General features: G+C 66.7%; 20 protein-coding genes and 1 pseudogene. 11 read left to right on the forward strand and 10 right to left on the reverse strand.

What is annotated here, in order from left to right:
* Nucleotides 1-94: 94 nt before the first annotated feature.
* The gene (locus A5764_RS16850) at nucleotides 95-1,138 is read right to left on the reverse strand and encodes an alpha/beta hydrolase (RefSeq protein WP_067114647.1); all 1,044 of its coding nucleotides are present in this window, start codon (nucleotides 1,136-1,138) and stop codon (nucleotides 95-97) included.
* Between the two features lie 159 nt (nucleotides 1,139-1,297).
* On the opposite strand from A5764_RS16850, the gene A5764_RS16855 reads away from it, so the two are divergent.
* Nucleotides 1,298-2,143 (forward strand): SDR family NAD(P)-dependent oxidoreductase, encoded by an 846-nt coding sequence (locus A5764_RS16855; protein ID WP_067114670.1) that lies wholly within the window; start codon nucleotides 1,298-1,300, stop codon nucleotides 2,141-2,143.
* A gap of 139 nt (nucleotides 2,144-2,282) precedes the next feature.
* On the opposite strand, the gene A5764_RS16860 is transcribed toward A5764_RS16855, so the two are convergent.
* A complete protein-coding gene (locus A5764_RS16860; RefSeq protein ID WP_082951755.1) occupies nucleotides 2,283-4,526 on the reverse strand; it encodes a molybdopterin-dependent oxidoreductase in 2,244 nt (747 codons plus the stop codon).
* A gap of 101 nt (nucleotides 4,527-4,627) precedes the next feature.
* Here A5764_RS16860 and A5764_RS16865 point away from each other — a divergent pair, with 101 nt between their 5' ends.
* The gene (locus A5764_RS16865) at nucleotides 4,628-5,554 is read left to right on the forward strand and encodes a TIGR03564 family F420-dependent LLM class oxidoreductase (RefSeq protein WP_067114649.1); all 927 of its coding nucleotides are present in this window, start codon (nucleotides 4,628-4,630) and stop codon (nucleotides 5,552-5,554) included.
* A gap of 6 nt (nucleotides 5,555-5,560) precedes the next feature.
* On the opposite strand, the gene A5764_RS16870 is transcribed toward A5764_RS16865, so the two are convergent.
* Nucleotides 5,561-5,986: a PPOX class F420-dependent oxidoreductase gene (locus tag A5764_RS16870; RefSeq protein WP_067114650.1), complete on the reverse strand. Its 426-nt coding sequence runs from the start codon at nucleotides 5,984-5,986 to the stop codon at nucleotides 5,561-5,563.
* 168 nt (nucleotides 5,987-6,154) lie between these two features.
* Here A5764_RS16870 and A5764_RS16875 point away from each other — a divergent pair, with 168 nt between their 5' ends.
* The 4 genes from A5764_RS16875 to A5764_RS16890 all read left to right on the forward strand — a co-directional run bounded on the left by A5764_RS16875 (nucleotide 6,155) and on the right by A5764_RS16890 (nucleotide 8,962).
* The gene (locus A5764_RS16875) at nucleotides 6,155-6,337 is read left to right on the forward strand and encodes a hypothetical protein (RefSeq protein ID WP_067114651.1); all 183 of its coding nucleotides are present in this window, start codon (nucleotides 6,155-6,157) and stop codon (nucleotides 6,335-6,337) included.
* Nucleotides 6,338-6,412: 75 nt separating this feature from the next.
* On the forward strand, nucleotides 6,413-6,862 hold the full coding sequence (locus A5764_RS16880) for a nuclear transport factor 2 family protein (RefSeq protein ID WP_067114652.1): 450 nt from the start codon (nucleotides 6,413-6,415) through the stop codon (nucleotides 6,860-6,862).
* Nucleotides 6,863-6,920: 58 nt separating this feature from the next.
* Nucleotides 6,921-7,361 (forward strand): DoxX family protein, encoded by a 441-nt coding sequence (locus tag A5764_RS16885; protein WP_067114653.1) that lies wholly within the window; start codon nucleotides 6,921-6,923, stop codon nucleotides 7,359-7,361.
* Nucleotides 7,362-7,585: 224 nt separating this feature from the next.
* Nucleotides 7,586-8,962, forward strand: a complete 1,377-nt coding sequence (locus A5764_RS16890) for a wax ester/triacylglycerol synthase family O-acyltransferase (protein WP_067114654.1) — start codon at nucleotides 7,586-7,588, stop codon at nucleotides 8,960-8,962.
* A 30-nt stretch (nucleotides 8,963-8,992) separates the two neighbouring features.
* Here the strand turns inward: A5764_RS16890 and A5764_RS16895 are convergent, their stop codons facing one another.
* Complete coding sequence (locus tag A5764_RS16895) at nucleotides 8,993-9,433, reverse strand: cupin domain-containing protein (protein ID WP_067114655.1); 441 nt, start codon at nucleotides 9,431-9,433, stop codon at nucleotides 8,993-8,995.
* Between the two features lie 74 nt (nucleotides 9,434-9,507).
* Here A5764_RS16895 and A5764_RS16900 point away from each other — a divergent pair, with 74 nt between their 5' ends.
* Nucleotides 9,508-10,377, forward strand: coding sequence for an alpha/beta fold hydrolase (locus tag A5764_RS16900; RefSeq protein ID WP_067114656.1), 870 nt, complete (start codon nucleotides 9,508-9,510; stop codon nucleotides 10,375-10,377).
* On the opposite strand, the gene A5764_RS16905 is transcribed toward A5764_RS16900, so the two are convergent.
* The 5 genes and pseudogenes from A5764_RS16905 to A5764_RS16920 all read right to left on the reverse strand — a co-directional run bounded on the left by A5764_RS16905 (nucleotide 10,374) and on the right by A5764_RS16920 (nucleotide 13,183).
* Nucleotides 10,374-10,985 carry a PaaI family thioesterase gene (locus A5764_RS16905; protein WP_067114657.1) on the reverse strand — a complete coding sequence of 204 codons (612 nt, stop codon included), beginning with the start codon at nucleotides 10,983-10,985 and terminating at the stop codon, nucleotides 10,374-10,376. The two genes, A5764_RS16900 and A5764_RS16905, sit on opposite strands and share 4 nt — an antisense overlap.
* Complete coding sequence (locus tag A5764_RS29450) at nucleotides 10,982-11,158, reverse strand: hypothetical protein (RefSeq protein WP_231989735.1); 177 nt, start codon at nucleotides 11,156-11,158, stop codon at nucleotides 10,982-10,984. The genes A5764_RS16905 and A5764_RS29450 overlap by 4 nt, the downstream gene beginning before the upstream one ends.
* A complete protein-coding gene (locus tag A5764_RS16910) occupies nucleotides 11,155-12,024 on the reverse strand; it encodes an LLM class F420-dependent oxidoreductase (protein WP_067114658.1) in 870 nt (289 codons plus the stop codon). The genes A5764_RS29450 and A5764_RS16910 overlap by 4 nt, the downstream gene beginning before the upstream one ends.
* A pseudogene (locus A5764_RS16915) lies at nucleotides 12,024-12,814 on the reverse strand (SDR family NAD(P)-dependent oxidoreductase). Before A5764_RS16915 ends, A5764_RS16910 begins: the two are co-directional and overlap by 1 nt.
* Nucleotides 12,815-12,868: 54 nt before the next feature.
* On the reverse strand, nucleotides 12,869-13,183 hold the full coding sequence (locus tag A5764_RS16920; protein WP_067114659.1) for a 2Fe-2S iron-sulfur cluster binding domain-containing protein: 315 nt from the start codon (nucleotides 13,181-13,183) through the stop codon (nucleotides 12,869-12,871).
* Between the two features lie 130 nt (nucleotides 13,184-13,313).
* On the opposite strand from A5764_RS16920, the gene A5764_RS16925 reads away from it, so the two are divergent.
* The 4 genes from A5764_RS16925 to A5764_RS16940 all read left to right on the forward strand — a co-directional run bounded on the left by A5764_RS16925 (nucleotide 13,314) and on the right by A5764_RS16940 (nucleotide 18,661).
* Complete coding sequence (locus A5764_RS16925) at nucleotides 13,314-14,939, forward strand: NAD(P)/FAD-dependent oxidoreductase (protein WP_067114671.1); 1,626 nt, start codon at nucleotides 13,314-13,316, stop codon at nucleotides 14,937-14,939.
* Between the two features lie 144 nt (nucleotides 14,940-15,083).
* Nucleotides 15,084-16,277 (forward strand): acyl-CoA dehydrogenase family protein, encoded by a 1,194-nt coding sequence (locus A5764_RS16930; protein WP_067114660.1) that lies wholly within the window; start codon nucleotides 15,084-15,086, stop codon nucleotides 16,275-16,277.
* A 12-nt stretch (nucleotides 16,278-16,289) separates the two neighbouring features.
* Entirely contained in the window at nucleotides 16,290-17,198 is a 909-nt protein-coding gene (gene bphC / locus A5764_RS16935) for a biphenyl-2,3-diol 1,2-dioxygenase (protein ID WP_067114661.1), read from the forward strand.
* Complete coding sequence (locus tag A5764_RS16940) at nucleotides 17,198-18,661, forward strand: FAD-dependent oxidoreductase (protein WP_067114662.1); 1,464 nt, start codon at nucleotides 17,198-17,200, stop codon at nucleotides 18,659-18,661. Before bphC ends, A5764_RS16940 begins: the two co-directional genes overlap by 1 nt.
* A gap of 178 nt (nucleotides 18,662-18,839) precedes the next feature.
* Here the strand turns inward: A5764_RS16940 and A5764_RS30115 are convergent.
* Nucleotides 18,840-18,944: hypothetical protein (locus A5764_RS30115; protein WP_369807334.1), on the reverse strand; the 105-nt coding region annotated here is incomplete at its 5' end.

An 18,944-nucleotide genomic window follows, 5' to 3' on the forward strand; every position in this document is an offset into this window, starting at 1 on the left:
GTCACACCGTAGCCACGCAGACGACACGCCGACGGGGGTGTGCGTGGCTTCGGGCTCAGCGCGGCGGCTAGATGACCGGCGATGCCGTGATCGGCTAGCCCGCCGCCGCGGTGACGCCCCGGTCCCAGCTCCTCGGCAAACTTCCGGCCGAAGCGGTGACCTCTTTGATGAAATCGCCGATATAGCGAATGGCCCGCCGTCCTTCGGGCAAGACGTCGGCCGCCAATGGGAAATCGTGAATTTGACCGTCCCAAAGGTGAAGGTCGCAACGAACGCCGCTGTATTGCAAACGTTCCGCCATGAGTTCGGCGTCCGGGAGCAACAATTCATCGGAGCTTACGTGAATGGTGACCGGCGGCAAGGATGACAGGTCGGCGTCCACCGGTGATTCGATACGGCGCGAGGTGCTCCCACGACCCTCCGGAATGCGCACCTCGCCCAGATATTGAGCGAACATCGACAGCGCCCCGCGGGTGAACATCGAGCACCTGCGCGCGTTGCGGTGCCGAAGCTTGCGCGCCGGATCGGCGTCGGTGAAAGGCGAGACCGTGGCGATTCCGGCCGGCTTGGCGAGGCGAGCCTCGATGGCCGCCAACGCGGTCATGAACGCGAGGTATCCCCCCGCCGAGTCGCCGGCCACGACGATCTGGTTGCCGTCATACCCGCATTCCTGCAGCCAGCGAAGCCCGGCCAGTCCGTCTTCGATCGCATCGGCTATCTGATGCGACGGCAGCTTGCGGTATCCAACCGTCAGCACCGCCGCATCGGCCGCCTTCGACAAACGGCTCACCAACGAACGGTGCGTGTTGAGGCCACAGGTAATGAACGCGCCACCGTGGAAGTAAAGGATGGCCCGTTTAGGAGATACGCCCCTTGCCCGAACCCATTCGGCGGTGCAGTTTTCCAACCGTATCGGTTCGATCTGGGCCGAAAATCGGCGCTTCGGCATCAACCCGGCGAAGGTGTCCACGTACTGCAACGGCCAGTGCAGATTCGGCTGAATGGCCCACGCCCGCACTGCGTTCTTCACGAGCAACCGGCTGGCTGCCGAAACCGCAAATGACTGCGCGCTGTGGCGATGGTGAATGCGCCGATTCATCGCCTGGCTTGGCAATACGCGGTATCGAACCGGGTTCATATGGATGTCCGATCTGCTCCTGAGTGGTAACCGGAGTACCCGCCCCGGACAGCGGAAAACGACCGGTGAATGCGCGGCAAATGTAGGCTTCGTCACGTTTTGTCATCGCGGAAAGCGGGTATCGGCGCTGACCACCGGCCGGTGGCCCAAGATATGGGCATGAACGAGGCGTCGCGCGCTGGCGCGCTGCTGGCCGACCGGGTCGCGGTGGTGACCGGCGGCGGGGGCGGCATCGGCGCGGCGACAGCAAGGCTGTTCGCTCAGCATGGCGCGCAGGTGGTCGTCGCCGATATCGATCCCGAGCTGGCGCACCGGGTGGCCGGCGAGATCACGACGTCGGGCGGGTCGGCCTTGCCCGTCGTCACCGACGTCCGCGACTCAGACCAGGTCGCCGCCCTAGCGTCATCGGTGCTGAATCGCTACGGCCGCGCAGACGTGCTGGTGAACAACGTCGGGCACTGGGTGCGCCACCCGGGGAACTTCGCCGACACCGACCCACAGCTGTGGGACGACCTCTACCGCATCAATCTGCACCACGTCTTCCTGGTCACGCGCGCGTTCCTGCCCGCGATGATCGATCGACACGCCGGCGCGGTCGTCAACGTCTCGTCCGTGGAAGGGTTGCGCGGCTATCCGGAGGACCCTGTGTACGCCGCGTTCAAGGCGGCCGTCATCCACTTCACCCGCAGCCTGGCCGTGCAGGTGGGCCGCGACGGGGTGCGGGTCAACGCGATCGGGCCCGACGTCACCGAATCGCTGCAGGTGCCGTATTCGCGGTGGCTGTCGGCCGACGAGCAGGCGCAGTGGCCGCAATGGGTTCCGGTCGGACGGATGGGGCTGCCCGAGGACCAGGCCCGCGTGATCCTGTTCCTGGCCTCGGACCTGTCGTCGTTTGTCACCGGCCACACCATTCCCACCGATGGTGGAACCGGCGCGGCCGGCGGCTGGTTCCGGTCGTCGCGCCGGCCCGACCGGGAATGGACCAATAGGCCCTTCGCGCCGTGAGCGCTCAGGTCAGCTTCTGGGGACGGACAGGGTGGCCTGCTGCTCGGTCAGCTGGGCGTGTTGCTCGGCTTGTTGAGCCTGCTGGAGGTCGAGTCGCTGTTGCTGTTCGGCCTGCTGCTCGGCTTGTTGCCTCTGCCCCCTACGGGGTCGCGACGCTGGGCGCGGGCCGGAATCGCGCTCGGTCGTCGATGAGCGTGACGGGTATGCCGTTGAGCGCGCCGTTGCCCGATGGCTCGTCGATAAACGTCGGTGGCGAAAGCACATTCGTGTTGGCACCCGGCGAGCTGTTGGCCACCCCCATCCGAGTGCCCGGCTTTCCATGCCCCCACCCGTGCGGCATCGACACCACACCAGGCTTGATCGCCTCGGTGACCTCGACCGGCACTTTGATCTCCCCGGCCGCCGATTTCACCGTGACGAGGTCGTCGTCCGTGACGCCGCAGCGCGCCGCGTCGTCGGGGTGGATCAGCAACGTGCACCGGTCTTTTCCCTTCATCAGCGCAGGCACGTTGTGCAGCCAGGTGTTGTTCGATCGAAGGTGTCTGCGGCTCACCAGAACCAGCGGCTCGGCCGGTCGCTCCATCCGGGCGGCCAGCCGAGGCAGGTCATCGAGGAGGTATTGCGGGGCGAGCCGAATCTTCTTGTCGGGGGTGCCCAGGATGTCCGGCAGCTGCGGAACCATTGGCCCGAAGTCGATGCCGTTCGGATTGGCCTTGAGGAGGTCCAATGTGAGGCCGCCCGGGTTCGCTCCGTACCGATCGCCGAAGGGCCCGGTCCGCAGCGTCAGGTCCAGCATCCGCTCCGGGCCGCCGTGGTCGTAGAGCTTGCGGATCGCTGCGCCGTCGAGCCCCTGGGTGAAGGCCAGGTAATCGAAGAAGCCATCGTCGATCGCGGCGACGTCGACGTCTTCGGCCGGCGTGCCGGTGCACAGGCCGGTCAGCCGGATCAGGATCTCCCATTCGTGCGGGCGGTCCCCCGGATCGAACACCGGCGCGGAGTAATTCGCGATGCTGTGGATCGCAAAAAGCAGGATGAGATCATCGTGGTGGGGTTGCTCGAGCGGTGACAGCCCGGGCAGGATCACATCGGCGTGCCGCGTCGTCTCGTTGAGCCAAAGGTCAACGGAGATCATCGCTTCCAGCATCGGCAGCACCTCGTCGAGCTTGTCGCCGCCGGGCGTGGACAACACCGGGTTGCCCGCGACGGTGATCAGTGCCTTGAGTTGCCCGTCACCGGCGATGGCGATCTCTTCCGCCATGCAGGACACGGGCGCCTGGCCGAGCACCTCCTTCGCCCCGCGCACCCGGGTGTGCCAGCGACCGAATTCCGGGAGGCCGCCCTCCAGGCCGGGGAGCGGCTGCGTGGTGATCGACCAGGCCGCCGGCTTGGGAAACATCGCTCCCCCGGGAAGGTCGAAATGGCCGGTCAGAATGTTGATCACGTCGACCAGCCAGCTGGCCAGGCTGCCAAATTCTTGATTGCACAGGCCGATTCGGCCATACACCACCGATTTCTGGGTGCCGGCGAGCTCGCGGGCCAGGAGCCGGATGCGCTCTGCGTCGATGCCGGTCACGGCGCTGACCCGGTCCGGCGGCCAGTCGGCGGCGACCCTGCGCATCGTGTCGACGCCGTCGACGTGCGGTCCCGGATTGATCAGGTCTTCCTCAAAGAGCGTGTGCGCCAAGGCCAACAGCAGAGCCGCATCGGTCCCCGGCACAATCGGCAGCCACTCGTCGGCGCGGGCCGCGGTCTGCGTGCGTACCGGATCGATCACGATCACCTTGCCCCGCTTGCGGATCCCGTCGATCAGGCCCATCACGTTGGGTGCGGCCAGCAACGACCCCTGCGACGCGGCCGGGTTGGCGCCCATGATGACCATCAGGTCGGTGCGCTCGATGTCGGGCACGGGAAAGTTCCACCACAGGCCGTACATCAGGTGCGACGAGAGGTTCTTCGGCCATTGGTCGACCGTTCCCGGCGAATAGGTGATCGGCATCCCGGACATGCCCATCAACACACCCGCGTACCTGGCCAAGGAAAACGAGTGCGCCAGCGGGTTACCGGTGTAGGCGGTGACCGCGCCGATCCCGTACTTTTCGATCACCGGGGTCAGCAATTCGGTGCAACGGCGAAACGCAGCATCCCAGCTGACCTCGTGCCATTGCCCGTCGACCTTGATCATGGGGCGGCGGATGCGGTCCGGGTCGTCGTGCAGCGCCGCCAGCGAGACTCCCTTGGGACAGATGTGTCCGCGGCTCCACACGTCGTCGCGGTTGCCGCGAATGCCCGCGACCCGGCCGCCTTCGACGCGAATCTCCAAGCCGCACATCGCTTCACACAGTGGACAGGTACGCACATGCCTGCCGTCGTCGCCGGTCGCCACCCACCCACTGTATTCCGCTACCGCGCGTAGCGGAAGTGGGCATCTCGCAGAAGGCGCCGCGCCCCGTAGATTTGTGAAATCAGCGATAGAAAGGGCTGCAGGTGCAAATCAGCGTCAATTGCTTTCTCAGCGACGACCCCTCGGGGTCGCTAGTCGACGACTATGTGACGGAACTCGCAATGATTCGCGACGAGGGATTCCGCCGAGCCTGGGTGGCTCAAATGCCGTGGCAGGCCGACGCTTTGACGGTGCTTGCGGTCGCGCTCCGCGAGGTGGACACGATCGAGGTGGCGACGGGTGTACTGCCCATCCAGAACCAGCACCCGATGCTGATGGCGCAGCGCGCGCTCACGCTCAGCTCGATCTCAGGCGGCAGATTCATCCTCGGGCTGGGCATGACCCATCGCATGGTCACAGAGGGGATGTGGGGGATTCCATGGGACAAGCCGGTGCGCAGGCTCGGCGAATACCTCGACGGCCTGCTGCCCTTGCTGGATGGAAAAGAAGCCAATGCCACGGGCGAGACAGTGACCACCCGCGGAACGGTGGGTGTTCCCGATGCGCCCGCGCCACCGGTGTACATCGCGGCCCTGGGCCCGCAGCTGCTGCGGCTGACGGGCCGACGTTGCGCAGGGACCGAGACCTGGATGACCGGACCCAAGACCCTGGCCGAACACGTCGGGCCCACGCTTCGCCGCGCGGCCCTCGAGGCCGGTCGTCCGGAGGGCGCGGTGCGGGTCGCCGCTTCGGTCCCCGTAGCGGTCACCGATGATGTCGAGGGGCTGCGCGCACAAGCCGCCGAGCAGTTCGCGCTCTACAGTCAACTGCCGTCATACCGGGCGATGCTTGATCGCGAGGGCTACCGTGACCCCCAGGATGCGGCGCTGATCGGTGACGAGACGGTCGTCACCGAACGTCTCGACGAACTGCGCGACGCCGGCGTCGACGAATTCATCGGTTATCCGTTCGACACGTCCGCCGAGGGCCGGGCCCGCACCCGCACCCTGCTGCGACGGTACGTCGAGTAGGAAAGGTCAGCCCGCCCAGGGCCCGAAGCCGCCGACCTTCTCGATGCGGATGCGGGTGAGAAATCCCGGCGGGGCATCGGCGGGCGGAAAGTTCATGTTGGGGTCGCCCAGAACCGGGTTGAGTTCCTTGAGCAGCGCGGGCGCCCCGCCCTCGACGATCCGCGCAGTTCCGTTGATGGAGAGGTAGGGCCGCATCCCGTGGCCCGACCCTCCCAACGACACGATGGTGACGGCCACACGCGGATCCTCGCGGACGTTGCGCACCTTCTTGTGTTCGGCAAGGTGGGCGGTGACGAGTTCGTCGCCGTCGGGTGTCGACTGCAGAGCGACCCAGACCAGGCTCACCTGCGGGCTGCCGTCGGGATTGAGGGTGACCAGGGTGGCGTCGGCACCCTTGCCGATGAGTTCGCGCGCGGCGTCGTTGAGTTTCATGTGATCTTCTACCGCCTTCTGCGGCTTTTCATTCCCTGGTAGGTCCCTGACCTTCAGCCCTGAGACACATTTGAATATGGCCTGTGCGCTGTACAAGCTCGAGGCGCCGGTCATAGCGTCGAGGCCAAGCGCACAAACCCATTTGGAAGGAACCATCGGGGTCGAACCATGACCGACCATCAGCAGCCGGCTGACCTCGAGTACCTGCGTTGCGAGGTACTCGATCGGATCGACGCGCGCCCGTTCGACGAATGGTCTCCCGCCCTGTTGCGGGCCCTCATCGCCGTCTTCGATCTGAATGGCGTGACGCCGGTAGCGCCCCGCGGCTTCCGGCCCTATCTCGTGAGGTAACCGCGAAAGTCCCACTCCTGCTTCATTTTCCGAAGGGGCCGTCGGAAGTGGCCTGGGGCGCATTAGGCTACGACGGTGGAGATGTGGGAGCTGGTGGCCCGTGAGCGGATCCGCGACACCCTGGCCCGATACAACTGGTCGGGCGACGCCGGCCGGCTCGCCGACCTAGCCGAGACGTTCTGCCCGGACGGAGTTCTGGAAATCCGCGGCATCGCGCCGCTGCGCGGGCGATCCGAGATTGTGGCGTTCCTCGGCGGCGTCACCGGGAGCATCGCCGTCGAGGCCGCCGTCAAGCCCATCGTCCGACACAACGTCGCCAATGTGCTGTTCACCGGGCTGACCCCGGAGCGGGCCCAGGTCTGGTCGTATTTCACCGTGTTCACCCATGTCGGGCTCGACCATTTCGGCCGATACCGAGACACCCTGGTGCCCGACGGCGACAGCTGGCTGATCGAGCATCGCAACGTGTCGACCGACTGGGCGGCCCCCAACTCGTCCATGGCTCGGCGGCCGCCGGACGGCTGAGTCAGGCCTGGAACACTATCGTTGCGTTGGGTTTTCGCGACGCCACGGGAGGACGATCATGCGTGCAGCCGAGGAAACCGACCGCGCCGTGGCGTACCTGCTGATGCGCCTGACCATCGGGGCCAGCCTCTTCGGGCATGGCTTGGTCCGGCTACCGAAACTGGGCGTCTTCCACGCGCAGTTGATGGGCGAGTTCAAGGCGTCGATGCTGCCCGCCTTCCTGGTCTCCGCGGGCGGCTACGCGCTTCCATTCGCAGAGTTGGTCACCGGAGTGCTGCTGCTGGCCGGCGCCCTGACGCGGGCGGCCGCCGTGACCGCCGGCTTGGTGATGATCGTGCTGGTGTTGGGCGCCACGTCGATCGAGCACTTCAACGTGATCGGCGAGCAGCTGCTGCACGCGATACTGCTCGCCGCCGTGGTCGCCTTCCGAAGCCACAACGCCTACTCGGTTGACCGCATGGTCGGTGGCCATAGGTCGAGCAGCGCGCAGCGCTCGTGACGCTGACTGCGTCGACCCGCCTTCTGGGGCGGGATCGGCCGCGTCGATGAACATTGGTAGACGAATTCGCTTTATGCACCGGCGCGATGTTTGCCGACCGCGGCTCAACGGCTACAGCTAGAACTTACGCCAATAGATTGCGGCCGACCCGCCCGTACGGGTCCAGGACGCTGACCGTCGGTCACTGACCAGCGGTCACGGTCGCGAAAGTGAGACGAGCGGGGATGCAGCGACTCAGCGGGCTAGATGCGTTCTTTCTGTACCTGGAATCGCCGACACAGCCATTAAATGTTTGCTGCGTCCTAGAGCTCAGCCCCGCGACTGCGCCGGTCGGATACAGCTTCGACCGTTTCCGTCAGGCGCTGTCGGTGCGCGTGGACGCCGTCCCCGAATTCCGTCTCAAGCTGGCCGACAACCAACTGAACTTCGACCATCCGGTTTGGGTCGACGACGATCGTTTCGACCTCGCACGCCATCTCCATCGTGTCGCCCTTCCGTCGCCCGGCGGACGGCTGGAGTTAGCCGAGATCTGCGGTCACATCGCCGGGCTGGCGCTCGATCGCGATCGCCCGCTGTGGGAGATGTGGGTGATCGAGGGCCTGCACGGCGCCGACGCGCTTTCGGTCGTCCTGAAGACCCACCACGCGGTGGTCGACGGGGTCGGCGGGGCCAACCTGCTGGGCCAGCTGTGCAGCGCCGTGCCGGACGCTCCGCCACCCAAACCGGCAACCCGCGCGGGCACGGCCAGTCCCCTGCAGATCGCGGCGTCTGGGCTGGTAGGGGCCACGCTGCGGCCTTGGCGGCTGGCCAAGGTCGTGCCAGCGACCGCACGCACGCTGGCCGAAACTGTCCTGCGCGCCCGCGGTGGTGGTCACACCATGGCCGCGCCGTTCGCGGCACCGCCGACGGCGTTCAACGGTTCGTTCACCCGGCGGCGCAATGTCGCCCTGACCACCCTCGACCTCGACGACGTCAAAACCGTCAAGAGGAAGTTTGGTGTAACCATCAACGACGTGGTGACCGCACTGTGCGCGGGGGCCTTACGGCAGTTTTTGGCGGACCGAGAGGAGCTGCCGGACAGCCCGCTGGTGGCCAGCGTGCCGGTTTCCGTGCGGGGCAAGTCCAATCGGCCGGGCCGCAACCAGACGACCTGGATGCTCTGCCGGCTCGAAACACACCTCGCCGACCCGGCCGAACGACAGATGCGCATCGCCGCCGGAAACGCCGCGGCCAAAGAGCACACCGCCGCGATGGGTCCCACCCTGCTGCAGGACTGGACGCAGGTAGCGGGACAGACCATGTTCGGCGCCGCGATGAAGCTGCTGCCGCGGATACCGCTGCCCGACAAACCGCCGCACAACCTGGTGATGTCCAATGTGCCCGGCCCGCAGGAACAGCTGTATTTCATGGGTTGCCGTGTTGACGCGATGTATCCGCTCGGCCCGATCATCGCGGGCGCCGCGCTCAACATCACCGTCATGTCACTCAACGGCCGGCTCGGCGTCGGCATCATCTCGTGTCCCGACCTGGTTCCAGACCTCTGGGACCTCGCCGACGCTTTCCCCGCGGCACTCAAAGAGCTGCTGAATTGCGGCGGCTGACCATCGGATGGGCGATTCACGTTGTGCCACTTACTGTGCCGCCGAAGCCCCGATCGTCACGACGCTGAGCCGGCACCCTTGCGGACCGGCGCGCCAGCCGTGGTCGACGCCCGCGACCACCAGGCTGTCGCCGGCGGCAAGCGGGTGCGCACCGTCGTCGAGGATCAATTCCACCGAACCGGAAAGCACGACGTCGAAGTCGACGGTGTCGGTGTGATGCATCGAAAACTCCGCGCCCGGCGCGTACTCGATGACCATCCACCGAATCGACCCTGGCGCAACGGCCAGGTCGAGAGCGTCCGCGGCGCGCCCGCCGGCGGCAATCGACGGAACTGCCGGCGTCGCACAAAGCACCGAATACAGCAGGCCCGCGAGGCCGGCATCGCCTTGCAGCACTAGTGGGTCATCGCGCACCGCGCACGAGCGGCCGAACGCGTCGACGCCGGTGATCAGCACGCGCCCAGCCGGCATGGCCAAAGACTCTAGATGACCGATCGGCGGAACACCGCTCCCGCCCGTCGTGGCGGCATGGCAGGGTGACATGCGTGGCAGACACTTCTGAACTCGTCCAGCAGGACCTGCGTGAAATCGAAACTCCGAAGGGAGCTTTGCGCTATTACGACCGCGGCCCCGACTCCGGACCGGTGGTGCTCTTCCTGCACGGCTCCGGCCCCGGGGTCACCGGCTGGCGCAATTTCCGCGGGGTGTTGCCCACGTTCGCCGAGCGCTACCGCTGCCTGATCCTGGAGTTCCCCGGCTTCGGCGTCAGTCCCGACTTCGGCGGCCACCCGATGATCGACGCGCAGGGAGCCGTGGTGCCGTTCCTGGACGCGCTCGCGGTGGACAAGGTGCACATCGTCGGCAACTCGATGGGCGGCGGCGTCGGCATCAACTTCGCCATCCGCCACCCGGATCGCATCGGCAGGCTGGTCACGATCGGCGGGATCGGCACCAACATCTTCAGTCCCAGCCCCAGCGAGGGCATCCGGCTGCTGCAGGAGTTCGTCGAGGACCCGACCCGGCAACGGCTCGTCGACTGGCTCAAGTCGATGGTCTACGACCAGGCCCTGGTCACCGAGGAGCTGATCGAGGAACGCTGGCAGCTGGCCACCGATCCCGAGGCGCTGGGCGCCGCGCGCCGCATGTACGGGAAGGCGGCGTTCGCCGCGATGACTTCGGCGATGGAGGCCTCCGACCGGCCGATGCCGTGGGCGATGATGCACAAGCTCGCGGCACCGACCCTGCTGACGTGGGGCCGCGACGACAGGGTGAGCCCGCCCGACATGGCGCTGATTCCGATGCGGACCATCCCGAATGCGGAACTGCACGTCTTCCCCAACTCCGGGCACTGGGCGATGATCGAGGCCAAGGAGGCCTTCGAGAGCACGGTGTTGGCATTCCTGTCCCGCGATTAGCTCAAGCGCGGTGCCGTCGCTTGCCTCGTGGGAATGATGAACACCCCCTCTGCGGTGACGGTGACCCCGCGGGTGTCGGCGATGTGGCCCTTGGCGAAGGTCTTTGTGCCCTCGATGCGGTCGACGTGTGCTTCGGCGCGCACCGGACCCAGCGGCGTTCCTCGCGCATACCGCAGGGTGAGCGTCCCGGTATACGCCGGACGCCCGGGCTGGTGGGCGGTTGCGCCGAGGACGTGATCGAGGAGCAACGCGCACACCCCGCCGTGGACATGCCCGGGCGGCCCCTCATAAGCGGCACCGAGTATGACCTCGGTCCATACCGCACCGTCGGCATCGCGATGAATCACGAGCGGGGGCGCGACGGGATTGCGTCTCCCGATCATGACGTTGCCTGACGCCAAGGGTTGTCCATCGGAAATCCCACGGACACCGAACGAGGCGGGCATTGGGGCATCGCTCAATAGCTCGACCGCGCGATCGACGTGTGCCTTCGCCGCTTCGACGGCGTCGGCGCCGGCCTCCGTGCGGATGGTCGCATCGATGAGTCGGCGAACGGACTCCGCCAGCGGCTCATACACCGGCGCGCCTGCGTCTCCGTTGTCGGTCACCGCTCACCGTCCCTCGAACCCGACACATCCCCCGCATCAGGAACCGCGGCCGGAACGCCTGCCAATCCCTTCCTGAGAAGTACTAATGATTCACAGACCGCGATCAGTCGGGAGATGTCGCGTTCATCCTCAAGCCGGCGCAACCGTGTCGCCAGTTCGTCGACGTCGATCATTGTGGGTCTCCCTCCAGGCTGATCGCCAGGTCGTGCAGGACGGACAACTGTTGGATGTAGTGATCCGCCGACCGCGCCCGCACCGAACATGTGACGGCCGTGGCGCCGGTCCCGCGCAGCGCCAGGAGCCGGCCGCGGGTGCGTTCCGGTTCATCAGTGGGGTCAACAGCTCCGTGGGTGCCAAGGACGACGTCAAATCCATCGGGCAGCTCGACCGCCGCCAACATCGCGCGGAGATCGTCGAGGCCGATGCCGAACGGCATCCACCCATCAGCCAGCTCGACCGCCCTGCGCAGCGATCGTTTCGTCCTGCCCCCAACCCATATCGGTACGCGAGGTTGAAGGGCAAACGGCCGCAACGAGATTCCGGAGTAAGAGAAGTACTTGCCCGCATAAACGGGTTCCGGCGTCGACATGGAAGCCCGCAGGGCGCGCAGCGCGTCGTCGGCCCGCTCGCCCCGATCCGCGAATGGTGCACCCAGCAGCTCGAATTCGGCCGCGAGCGAACCCACCCCCACTCCGAGCACGAGCCTGCCGCCGCTGATGCGGTCCAGGGTGCCGTACCGCTTGGCGATCTCGAGCGGATGGTGATACCCGAGCACCACCACCGATGTCACCAAACGTATTCGCGTGGTGCGGGCCGCGAGATACCCCAATGTCGCCAAGGGGTCCCAGTACACATCACCGCGACTGGCTCGATCTGCGATCGGCACCGCGACATGCTCTGAGCACGTGAGAAAGTCGAAGCCCAGGCCGTCGGCAGCCGCGGCAATGGCGGCGAGTTCCTCAGCGGAGGCGGTCGCTTCCCAGTCCCCCGCGACGCCGGGCACCCCGATCACGACCGGGGTGGCCAACCCCAGCCGCATTAGTTCTGGCCCAGGAGTTCCTGGACGGTTCGGTGCCCGCCCAGGACAATCGCGGCGCGGTCGGGTCCGCTGGCCTGGTGTGCCGTCCCGGCGTTGCCGCCCCCAATGAACACCGGGCCGTTGCTCAGATTGTCCAGCCCCTCGCGGGCCACGTCGGCCGGTTCGGAGACGTTGAGCCCGGTACGTCGAAGTTCAGACCTACCCGCTCCATGGCCGGCGTGCGGGTCAGGCCAAGGACGAGTTCCACTACGTCGACGCCGTGCTCGCGCAGCTCGAGCCAAAGGCTCTCGGCGAACAGCCGACTGAACGCCTTGACGCCCGAGTAGACCGACTGGCGCATCGAACCGAAGGTCGCAGCCATCGAGCCGACCAACAAAATGCCGCCTCGACGACGCTCCCGCATCGGCCGCGCGTAATGCTGCACCAGTTCGAGCATCCGCGTCACGTTGAGGTCGATCACCCGGGCAAAATCGGCGAGATCGGCGTCGAGAAACGGTTCGCTGCAGGTGTTGGCGCCGGCGTTGTAGATCAACAGGCCGACTTCGAGACCGGCGGTCTCGGCGGTGATCCGTGAGATCGCTTCGGGCTCAAGGAGGTCGACGGACAGCGTGCGGACCTCGGCGCCGATCTCGCGACACCGCCGCGCGGTGTCCTCGAGCGGTAACGGCTTGCGCGCGATGAGGACCAGATCGAACCCGTCGCCGGCCAACCGTTTGGCAAATTCGGCGCCGACGCCCTCTGAGCCCCCGGCCACCACGGCCCACGGACCGTACTTGGCGACGTCAGTCATGTGTTACTCCTCATTGTTGCGTGGCACCAGCGTCGACAGCCGGACTCAGCTGCACTAGAACTCGACCAGGACAGTGTCGCTGACCGGGCGGGACTGGCAACCCAGGATCAAACCTTCGGCGCGGTCTTGGGGTCCGAGTAGCTCGCAACTGGCCATGTCGACCTCGCCCGCGACAAGGGTCGCCACGCAGGAACCGCAACGGCCCTCACGGCACGAGTGCGGCACGTCGATTCCCGCGTCAAGCAACGTGTCGACGAGCGATTTGTCGCGCGGCCAGCGCAGCCGATGAACCTCACCGTCCAAGGCCACTTCGACGGCGGCGGCCTGCGCGTCGGTGCGCACGGCGGCCTCGCGTCGTCCTTCCGGCATGCGGCGATTCTCGCCGGGGGATCGGCTGGCCCACCGCTGTGTTTCCGATGGTTGGGAGGCGGCCACCCCGGCGTCCGGTCACCGGGATTTCGCGCCGCTGCGGGCCGTCGAGCACCTACCGTGGGCATTCGTGAACAGTGGCGATGATCGGCAGGCGTCCCACGCGGTGGACGTCGCGGTCGTCGGTGCAGGCTTCGCGGGTCTGTATGCGCTGCACAAGCTGCGCTCCCACGGGTTGACGGTCCGGGTGCTCGACAGCGGGCCCGACATCGGCGGCACGTGGTACTTCAACCGCTACCCCGGCGCCCGATGCGACGTCGAAAGCGTGGACTACTGCTACTCGTTTTCCGAGGAGCTGCAGCAGGAATGGGACTGGTCGGAGAAGTACGCCACGCAAGCAGAGATCCTGGCGTACATCAACTGGGTCGCCGACCGGCTTGATCTGCGCCGGGACATCGCGCTGAACACCCGGGTGATGTCTGCGGTACTCGACGAGCGAAGTTTGCGTTGGACGCTGACCACCGATATGGGCGAGCGTGTCACTGCCCGGTTCTGCCTGATGGCGACGGGTCCATTGTCGGCGGCGATGACCCCGTCCTTCCCGGGCCTGGATACCTTCGCCGGCGAGGTATACCACACCGCCGCATGGCCGCATGGCCCGGTGGACTTCAGGGGCAAGCGGGTTGCGGTCATCGGCACCGGCTCCTCCGGCATCCAGTCGATCCCGATCATCGCCGAAGACGCAGCACAGCTTTATGTCTTCCAGCGGACCCCCAATTACAGTGTGCCCGCGGGCAATCGCCCGCTCACCGACTCCGACCGTGCCGAGGTGAAAGCCAATTACGCGCAGCGGCGGCGGGCGTCGTGGCGCAGCTCGGGCGGCTCACCCCACGTCGCTCATCCCAAGCTGACGATGGAGGCCACTCCCGAAGAACGACGCGAGGCGTTCGAGAAGCGCTGGGATCTGGGCGGTGTGCTGTTCTCCAAGACCTTCTCGGACCAGATGATCGACCCGACCGCCAATCAGGAGGCCCGCAAGTTCTACGAGGAGAAGGTACGGGCGGTCATCGACGACCCGGAGGTGGCCGAGCTCCTGATCCCCACCGACCACCCGATCGGCACCAAGCGAATCTGCACCGACACCAACTACTTTCAAACTTTCAACCGGCCGAACGTAGAGTTGATCAGTGTGCGGGACACACCGATCGTCTCGGTCGACGCCAGCGGGATCAACACAAGCGAGGCCCACTACGACCTGGACATGATCGTGCTCGCGACCGGATTCGACGCGATGACAGGCGCGCTGGCCAAGATCGAGATCGTCGGCCGGGACGGCAGGCGGCTACGCGACTACTGGAGTGAGGGGCCGCGCACCTATCTGGGGTTGGGTGTCGACGGGTTCCCCAACCTGTTCGTGGTGTGCGGGCCCGGGGCCCCCGCCGTGTTGGCCAACATGGTGCTGCACGCCGAGGCGCACGTGAATTGGATCTCCGACTGCGTCGCCTACCTCGATGCCCACGGCTACACCGCGATCGAGGCGACGCCAGACGCCGTGGACGAGTGGGTCGCCGAGTGTGCCCGCCGGGCCGAGGCCACCTTGTTCACCAAGGCCAACTCGTGGTACCTGGGCGCTAACGTTCCCGGGAAGCCGCGTGTTTTCATGCTTTTCATCGGCGGGTTCGGCGTCTATGTGGACATCTGCAACCAGGTCGCCGAGGCCGGGTACAAGGGATTCTCACTGATCAAGGGATCGTAATGTCGGGCCTGCGTAGCCACCGGACGTGGGCCGGCGTCGAGTCGAATTTCGAGGGCGGCTGCGTCCGCTCACCGGGAAAGCCTTTGGGTCGGACACCAACTGCGGTAGACCATTAGTACGCCCCCCACACGTAAGGACGACATCATGAGCGAGCGGGTACTCGACCAGGTCATGGCCATGGCCGACCAGTTGCGCGATCAGGCCGCCGAAGCCGAAAGGTTCGGCCGGCTCACCGACGACACCGTCAAGCTCATGAAGGGGGCCGGCGTGATCCGGCTGCTGCAGACCAAGCAATACCAAGGGTTCGAGGTCCACCCCCGCGAGTTCGCCGAGACGGTAATGGCAACCGCGGCGCTCGACCCGGCCGCCGGCTGGATCGTCGGCGTGGTCGGTGTGCACCCCTACCAGCTGGCTTATGCCGATCCTAGGGTGGCCGCCGAGGTCTGGGCCGACGACGTCGACACGTGGATGGCCTCCCCGTACGCGCCGCAGGGCGTCGCCAAGCCCATCGACGGAGGGGCCGGCGGCTACCTCTTCAACGGCCGCTGGCAGTTCAGCTCCGGTACCGACCATTGCGACTGGATCATCCTGGGTGCCATGCTCGGCGACGAGCAGGGTGTCCCGTTGATGCCGCCGCGGATGCTGCACATGATCCTGCCCCGCAAGGACTACGAGATCGTCGAGGACTCCTGGAATGTGGTGGGGCTGCGCGGAACCGGCTCCAAGGACGTGATCGTCAAAGATGCGTTCGTCCCGGCCTACCGCACCATGGACGCGACGAAGGTGATGGACGGCACCGCCCAGCGCGAGGCCGGCATGACAGAGCCGCTGTATCTGATGCCGTGGTCGACGATGTTCCCGCTAGGCATCTCCGCGGCTACCATCGGCATCGCCGAGGGAGCGCTGGCCGCGCACCTGGACTACCAGCGCGAGCGCGTCGGGGCCACCGGAACCGCGATCAAGGACGACCCCTACGTCATGCACGCCATCGGAGAGGCAGCGGCCGACATCAACGCCGCCCGCCAGGAGCTGCTGGCCAATGCCGACCGCATCTACGACATGGTCGCCGCCGGCAAGGAGGTGTCCTTCGCCGACCGCGCAGCGGGTCGTCGCACCCAGGTTCGAGCCGTTTGGCGCGCGGTGTCGGCGGTCGACGAAATCTTCGCTCGCTCGGGTGGCAACGCGGCGCGGATGGACAAGCCCCTGCAGCGGTACTGGCGTGACGTACACGTCGGGCACCTGCATGCCATCCACGTCCCCGGCACCGTCTATCACGCGTCGGCGCTGAGTTCGCTCGGCATCGACCCTCCCCAAGGCCCCTTGCGAGCTTTGATTTAGCGAGGAGTAGCAGTGGGTGAGCTGAAAAGCCTTGGCTATATCACCATTTCGACCGCGGAGATCGACCGCTGGCGGCATTTCGCATTCAATGTGCTCGGGTTCGCCGAGGGCACTGGCGCCGACCCGTCGGCGCTGTATTTGCGGATGGACGAGCGCGCGGCCCGAATCGTCGTCGTTCCGGGTGACACGGATCGGGTGCTCACCATCGGCTGGGAGGTGCGCGATCACGCGGCCCTGCAACGGGTCAAGGCCACGCTCGACGGCGCCGGGCTCCCGTTCAAGCCGCTGTCCGCCGACGAGGCTGATGCCCGTCGCGTCGAAGAGGCGATCACGTTCGAGGATCCGGCGGGCCACACGCTCGAGGTGTTCCACGGTTCCGCGCTTGACCACAGCCCGGTGGTCACGCCGTTCGGCGCGAGGTTCGTCACGGGCGATCAGGGTCTTGGCCACGTCGTGGTGCCGGCCACCGATCCCAACGGGCTCTTCGATTTCTACACCGAGGTGCTGGGTTTCCGCTCCCGCGGCGCGTTCCGGGTGCCGATGCCGAAAGAGTTCGGTCCGGTGCGGGTGCGGTTCCTCGGAATCAACGAGCGCCACCACAGTTTGGCGATCGTCCCGGCCGCGCATCTGCGTGACCCGAGGGTGGTGCACATCATGGTGGAGGTCGACACCCTCGACGCGGTTGGTCAGGCGCTGGACCGGATCAACGCCGAGGGCGTCCAGTTGTCGTCCACCCTCGGGCGTCACACGAACGACAAGATGGTGTCGTTCTACGTCCGCGCACCGGGTGACTGGGACATCGAATTCGGCACCGACGGCATGCGCGTCGACGAAACCTATTACACCGCAGAGGAAATCACCGCCGACAGTTACTGGGGCCACCAATGGGTCGGTGACCTGCCCGCGGCGATGCGACCGTGATGTCCGAGGCGGACGTCACACCGATTCCGGCATCCTCGATCGCGTCGTGGGATCAGGAGGCCGACGTTGTCATCGCCGGCTACGGGGTCGCCGGCGCCGCCGCGGCCGTCGAAGCCGCCCGAACCGGTGCGGACGTGTTGGTCCTGGAACGCACCGGGTCGTGGGGCGGCGCGGCTGCGATGGCCGGCGGATTCATCTACCTCGGCGGCGGCACCGCGCTGCAAAAGGCTTGCGGCTTCACCGATTCCGTTGACAACATGGCGGCCTTTCTCAACGTCGCGATGGGCCCCGGCGCCGACGAGAACAGGGTCGCCGACTACTGCGCGGGCAGCGTCGCCCACTTCGACTGGCTGGTCGGCTGCGGGGTGCCGTTCAAGGCGGAATTCTTTTCCGAGCCGGGCTGGGAACCGATGGGCGACCAGGGCCTGATGTACAGCGGAGGCGAAAACTCCTTCCCGTTCACCACCATCGCCTCCCCCGCCCCTCGCGGCCACGTCCCGCAGATGTCGAACAAGAAGCAGGGCGAGGCGAGCGCGGGTTACATGCTGATGAAACCGCTCGTCGAGGCGGCCACGGCAGCGGGCGCGCGGGCGATGTACGACGTGCGGGTCCAGCGGCTGATCGTCGAATCCGACGGCAGGGTGGTCGGGATCCACGCCCGCCAGTACGGCAGTGAGCTGACGGTTCGGGCGCGCACCGGGCTCGTGCTGGCCACGGGCAGCTTCGCCTACAACGACGCGATGGTGGCGCGCTACGCACCGCGGATCGCCGGGCGCCCGGCTGCATCGATCGAGCAGCACGACGGGCAGGGCATCCGGATGGCGCAGGCATTGGGGGCCGATCTGGCCCACATGGACGCCACCGAGGTCGCCATCTTCATCGACCCGCAGCAACTGGTCCGCGGCGTCCTGGTCAACGCCCGCGGTCAGCGCTACGTCGCGGAGGACACCTACCCGGGCCGGGTCGGGCAGCTCACGCTGTACCAGCAGGAGAACACCGCCTACCTGATCATCGACGACGATGCGCAGCAAGAGGCGATGGCATCCTGGTCGCCCAAGTTCATGCTGCGGCAGGCGACTTGGGTGGCCGACACCGTGGCCGAACTGGAACGGGACATGGGGCTGGCGCCCGGTTCGCTGCAGGCGACCGTGGCCGCCTACAACGACGGCGCCGCGCGGGACGAGGATCCGCTCCTGCACAAAAAGGCTGAGTGGGTCCGGCCCATAGGTTCCCCGGTGGGCGCCATCGACTTGCGGGAGAGCACCGGCGGCTTCACCCTGGGCGGCCTGGCCACCACGCTGGACGCCGAGGTGCTGCACGTCAGCGGTGAGCCCATCCCGGGCCTCTTCGCCGCGGGCCGTTCCACCGCCGGAGTGGCCGCGTGGGGTTACGCCAGCGGCATCTCGCTGGGTGACGGCAGCTTCTACGGCCGCCGCGCGGGCCGGTCGGCAGCCAAGGGCTGAGCGCGCTCACGTCAATCGCCGCGGACGTAGCCACACTGCGAAAAGCCGCGCCGAAAATCTCAGCTTGGTCACCCGGCTTGGCTCAAATTGGTGCGCACCGTTACCGCGGGTGTTGGTAGGCAGCCGGGTGGTGCGAGCGAACTTCCTTATGCCCCAAGGTATTTGAGCGTAACCGAGCTCAGTTGTTTGTTGGTGGTGGTGGGGGTTGGTAGGGGTCATACCACCACCATTGGGCGCGTTCGCCGGTCGGTCCCGGACACGGCGCCACCGCGGGCCGGGGTTG

Source organism: Mycobacterium sp. 852002-51057_SCH5723018 (assembly GCF_001667035.1).
In the GTDB taxonomy this organism is placed as follows: domain Bacteria; phylum Actinomycetota; class Actinomycetes; order Mycobacteriales; family Mycobacteriaceae; genus Mycobacterium.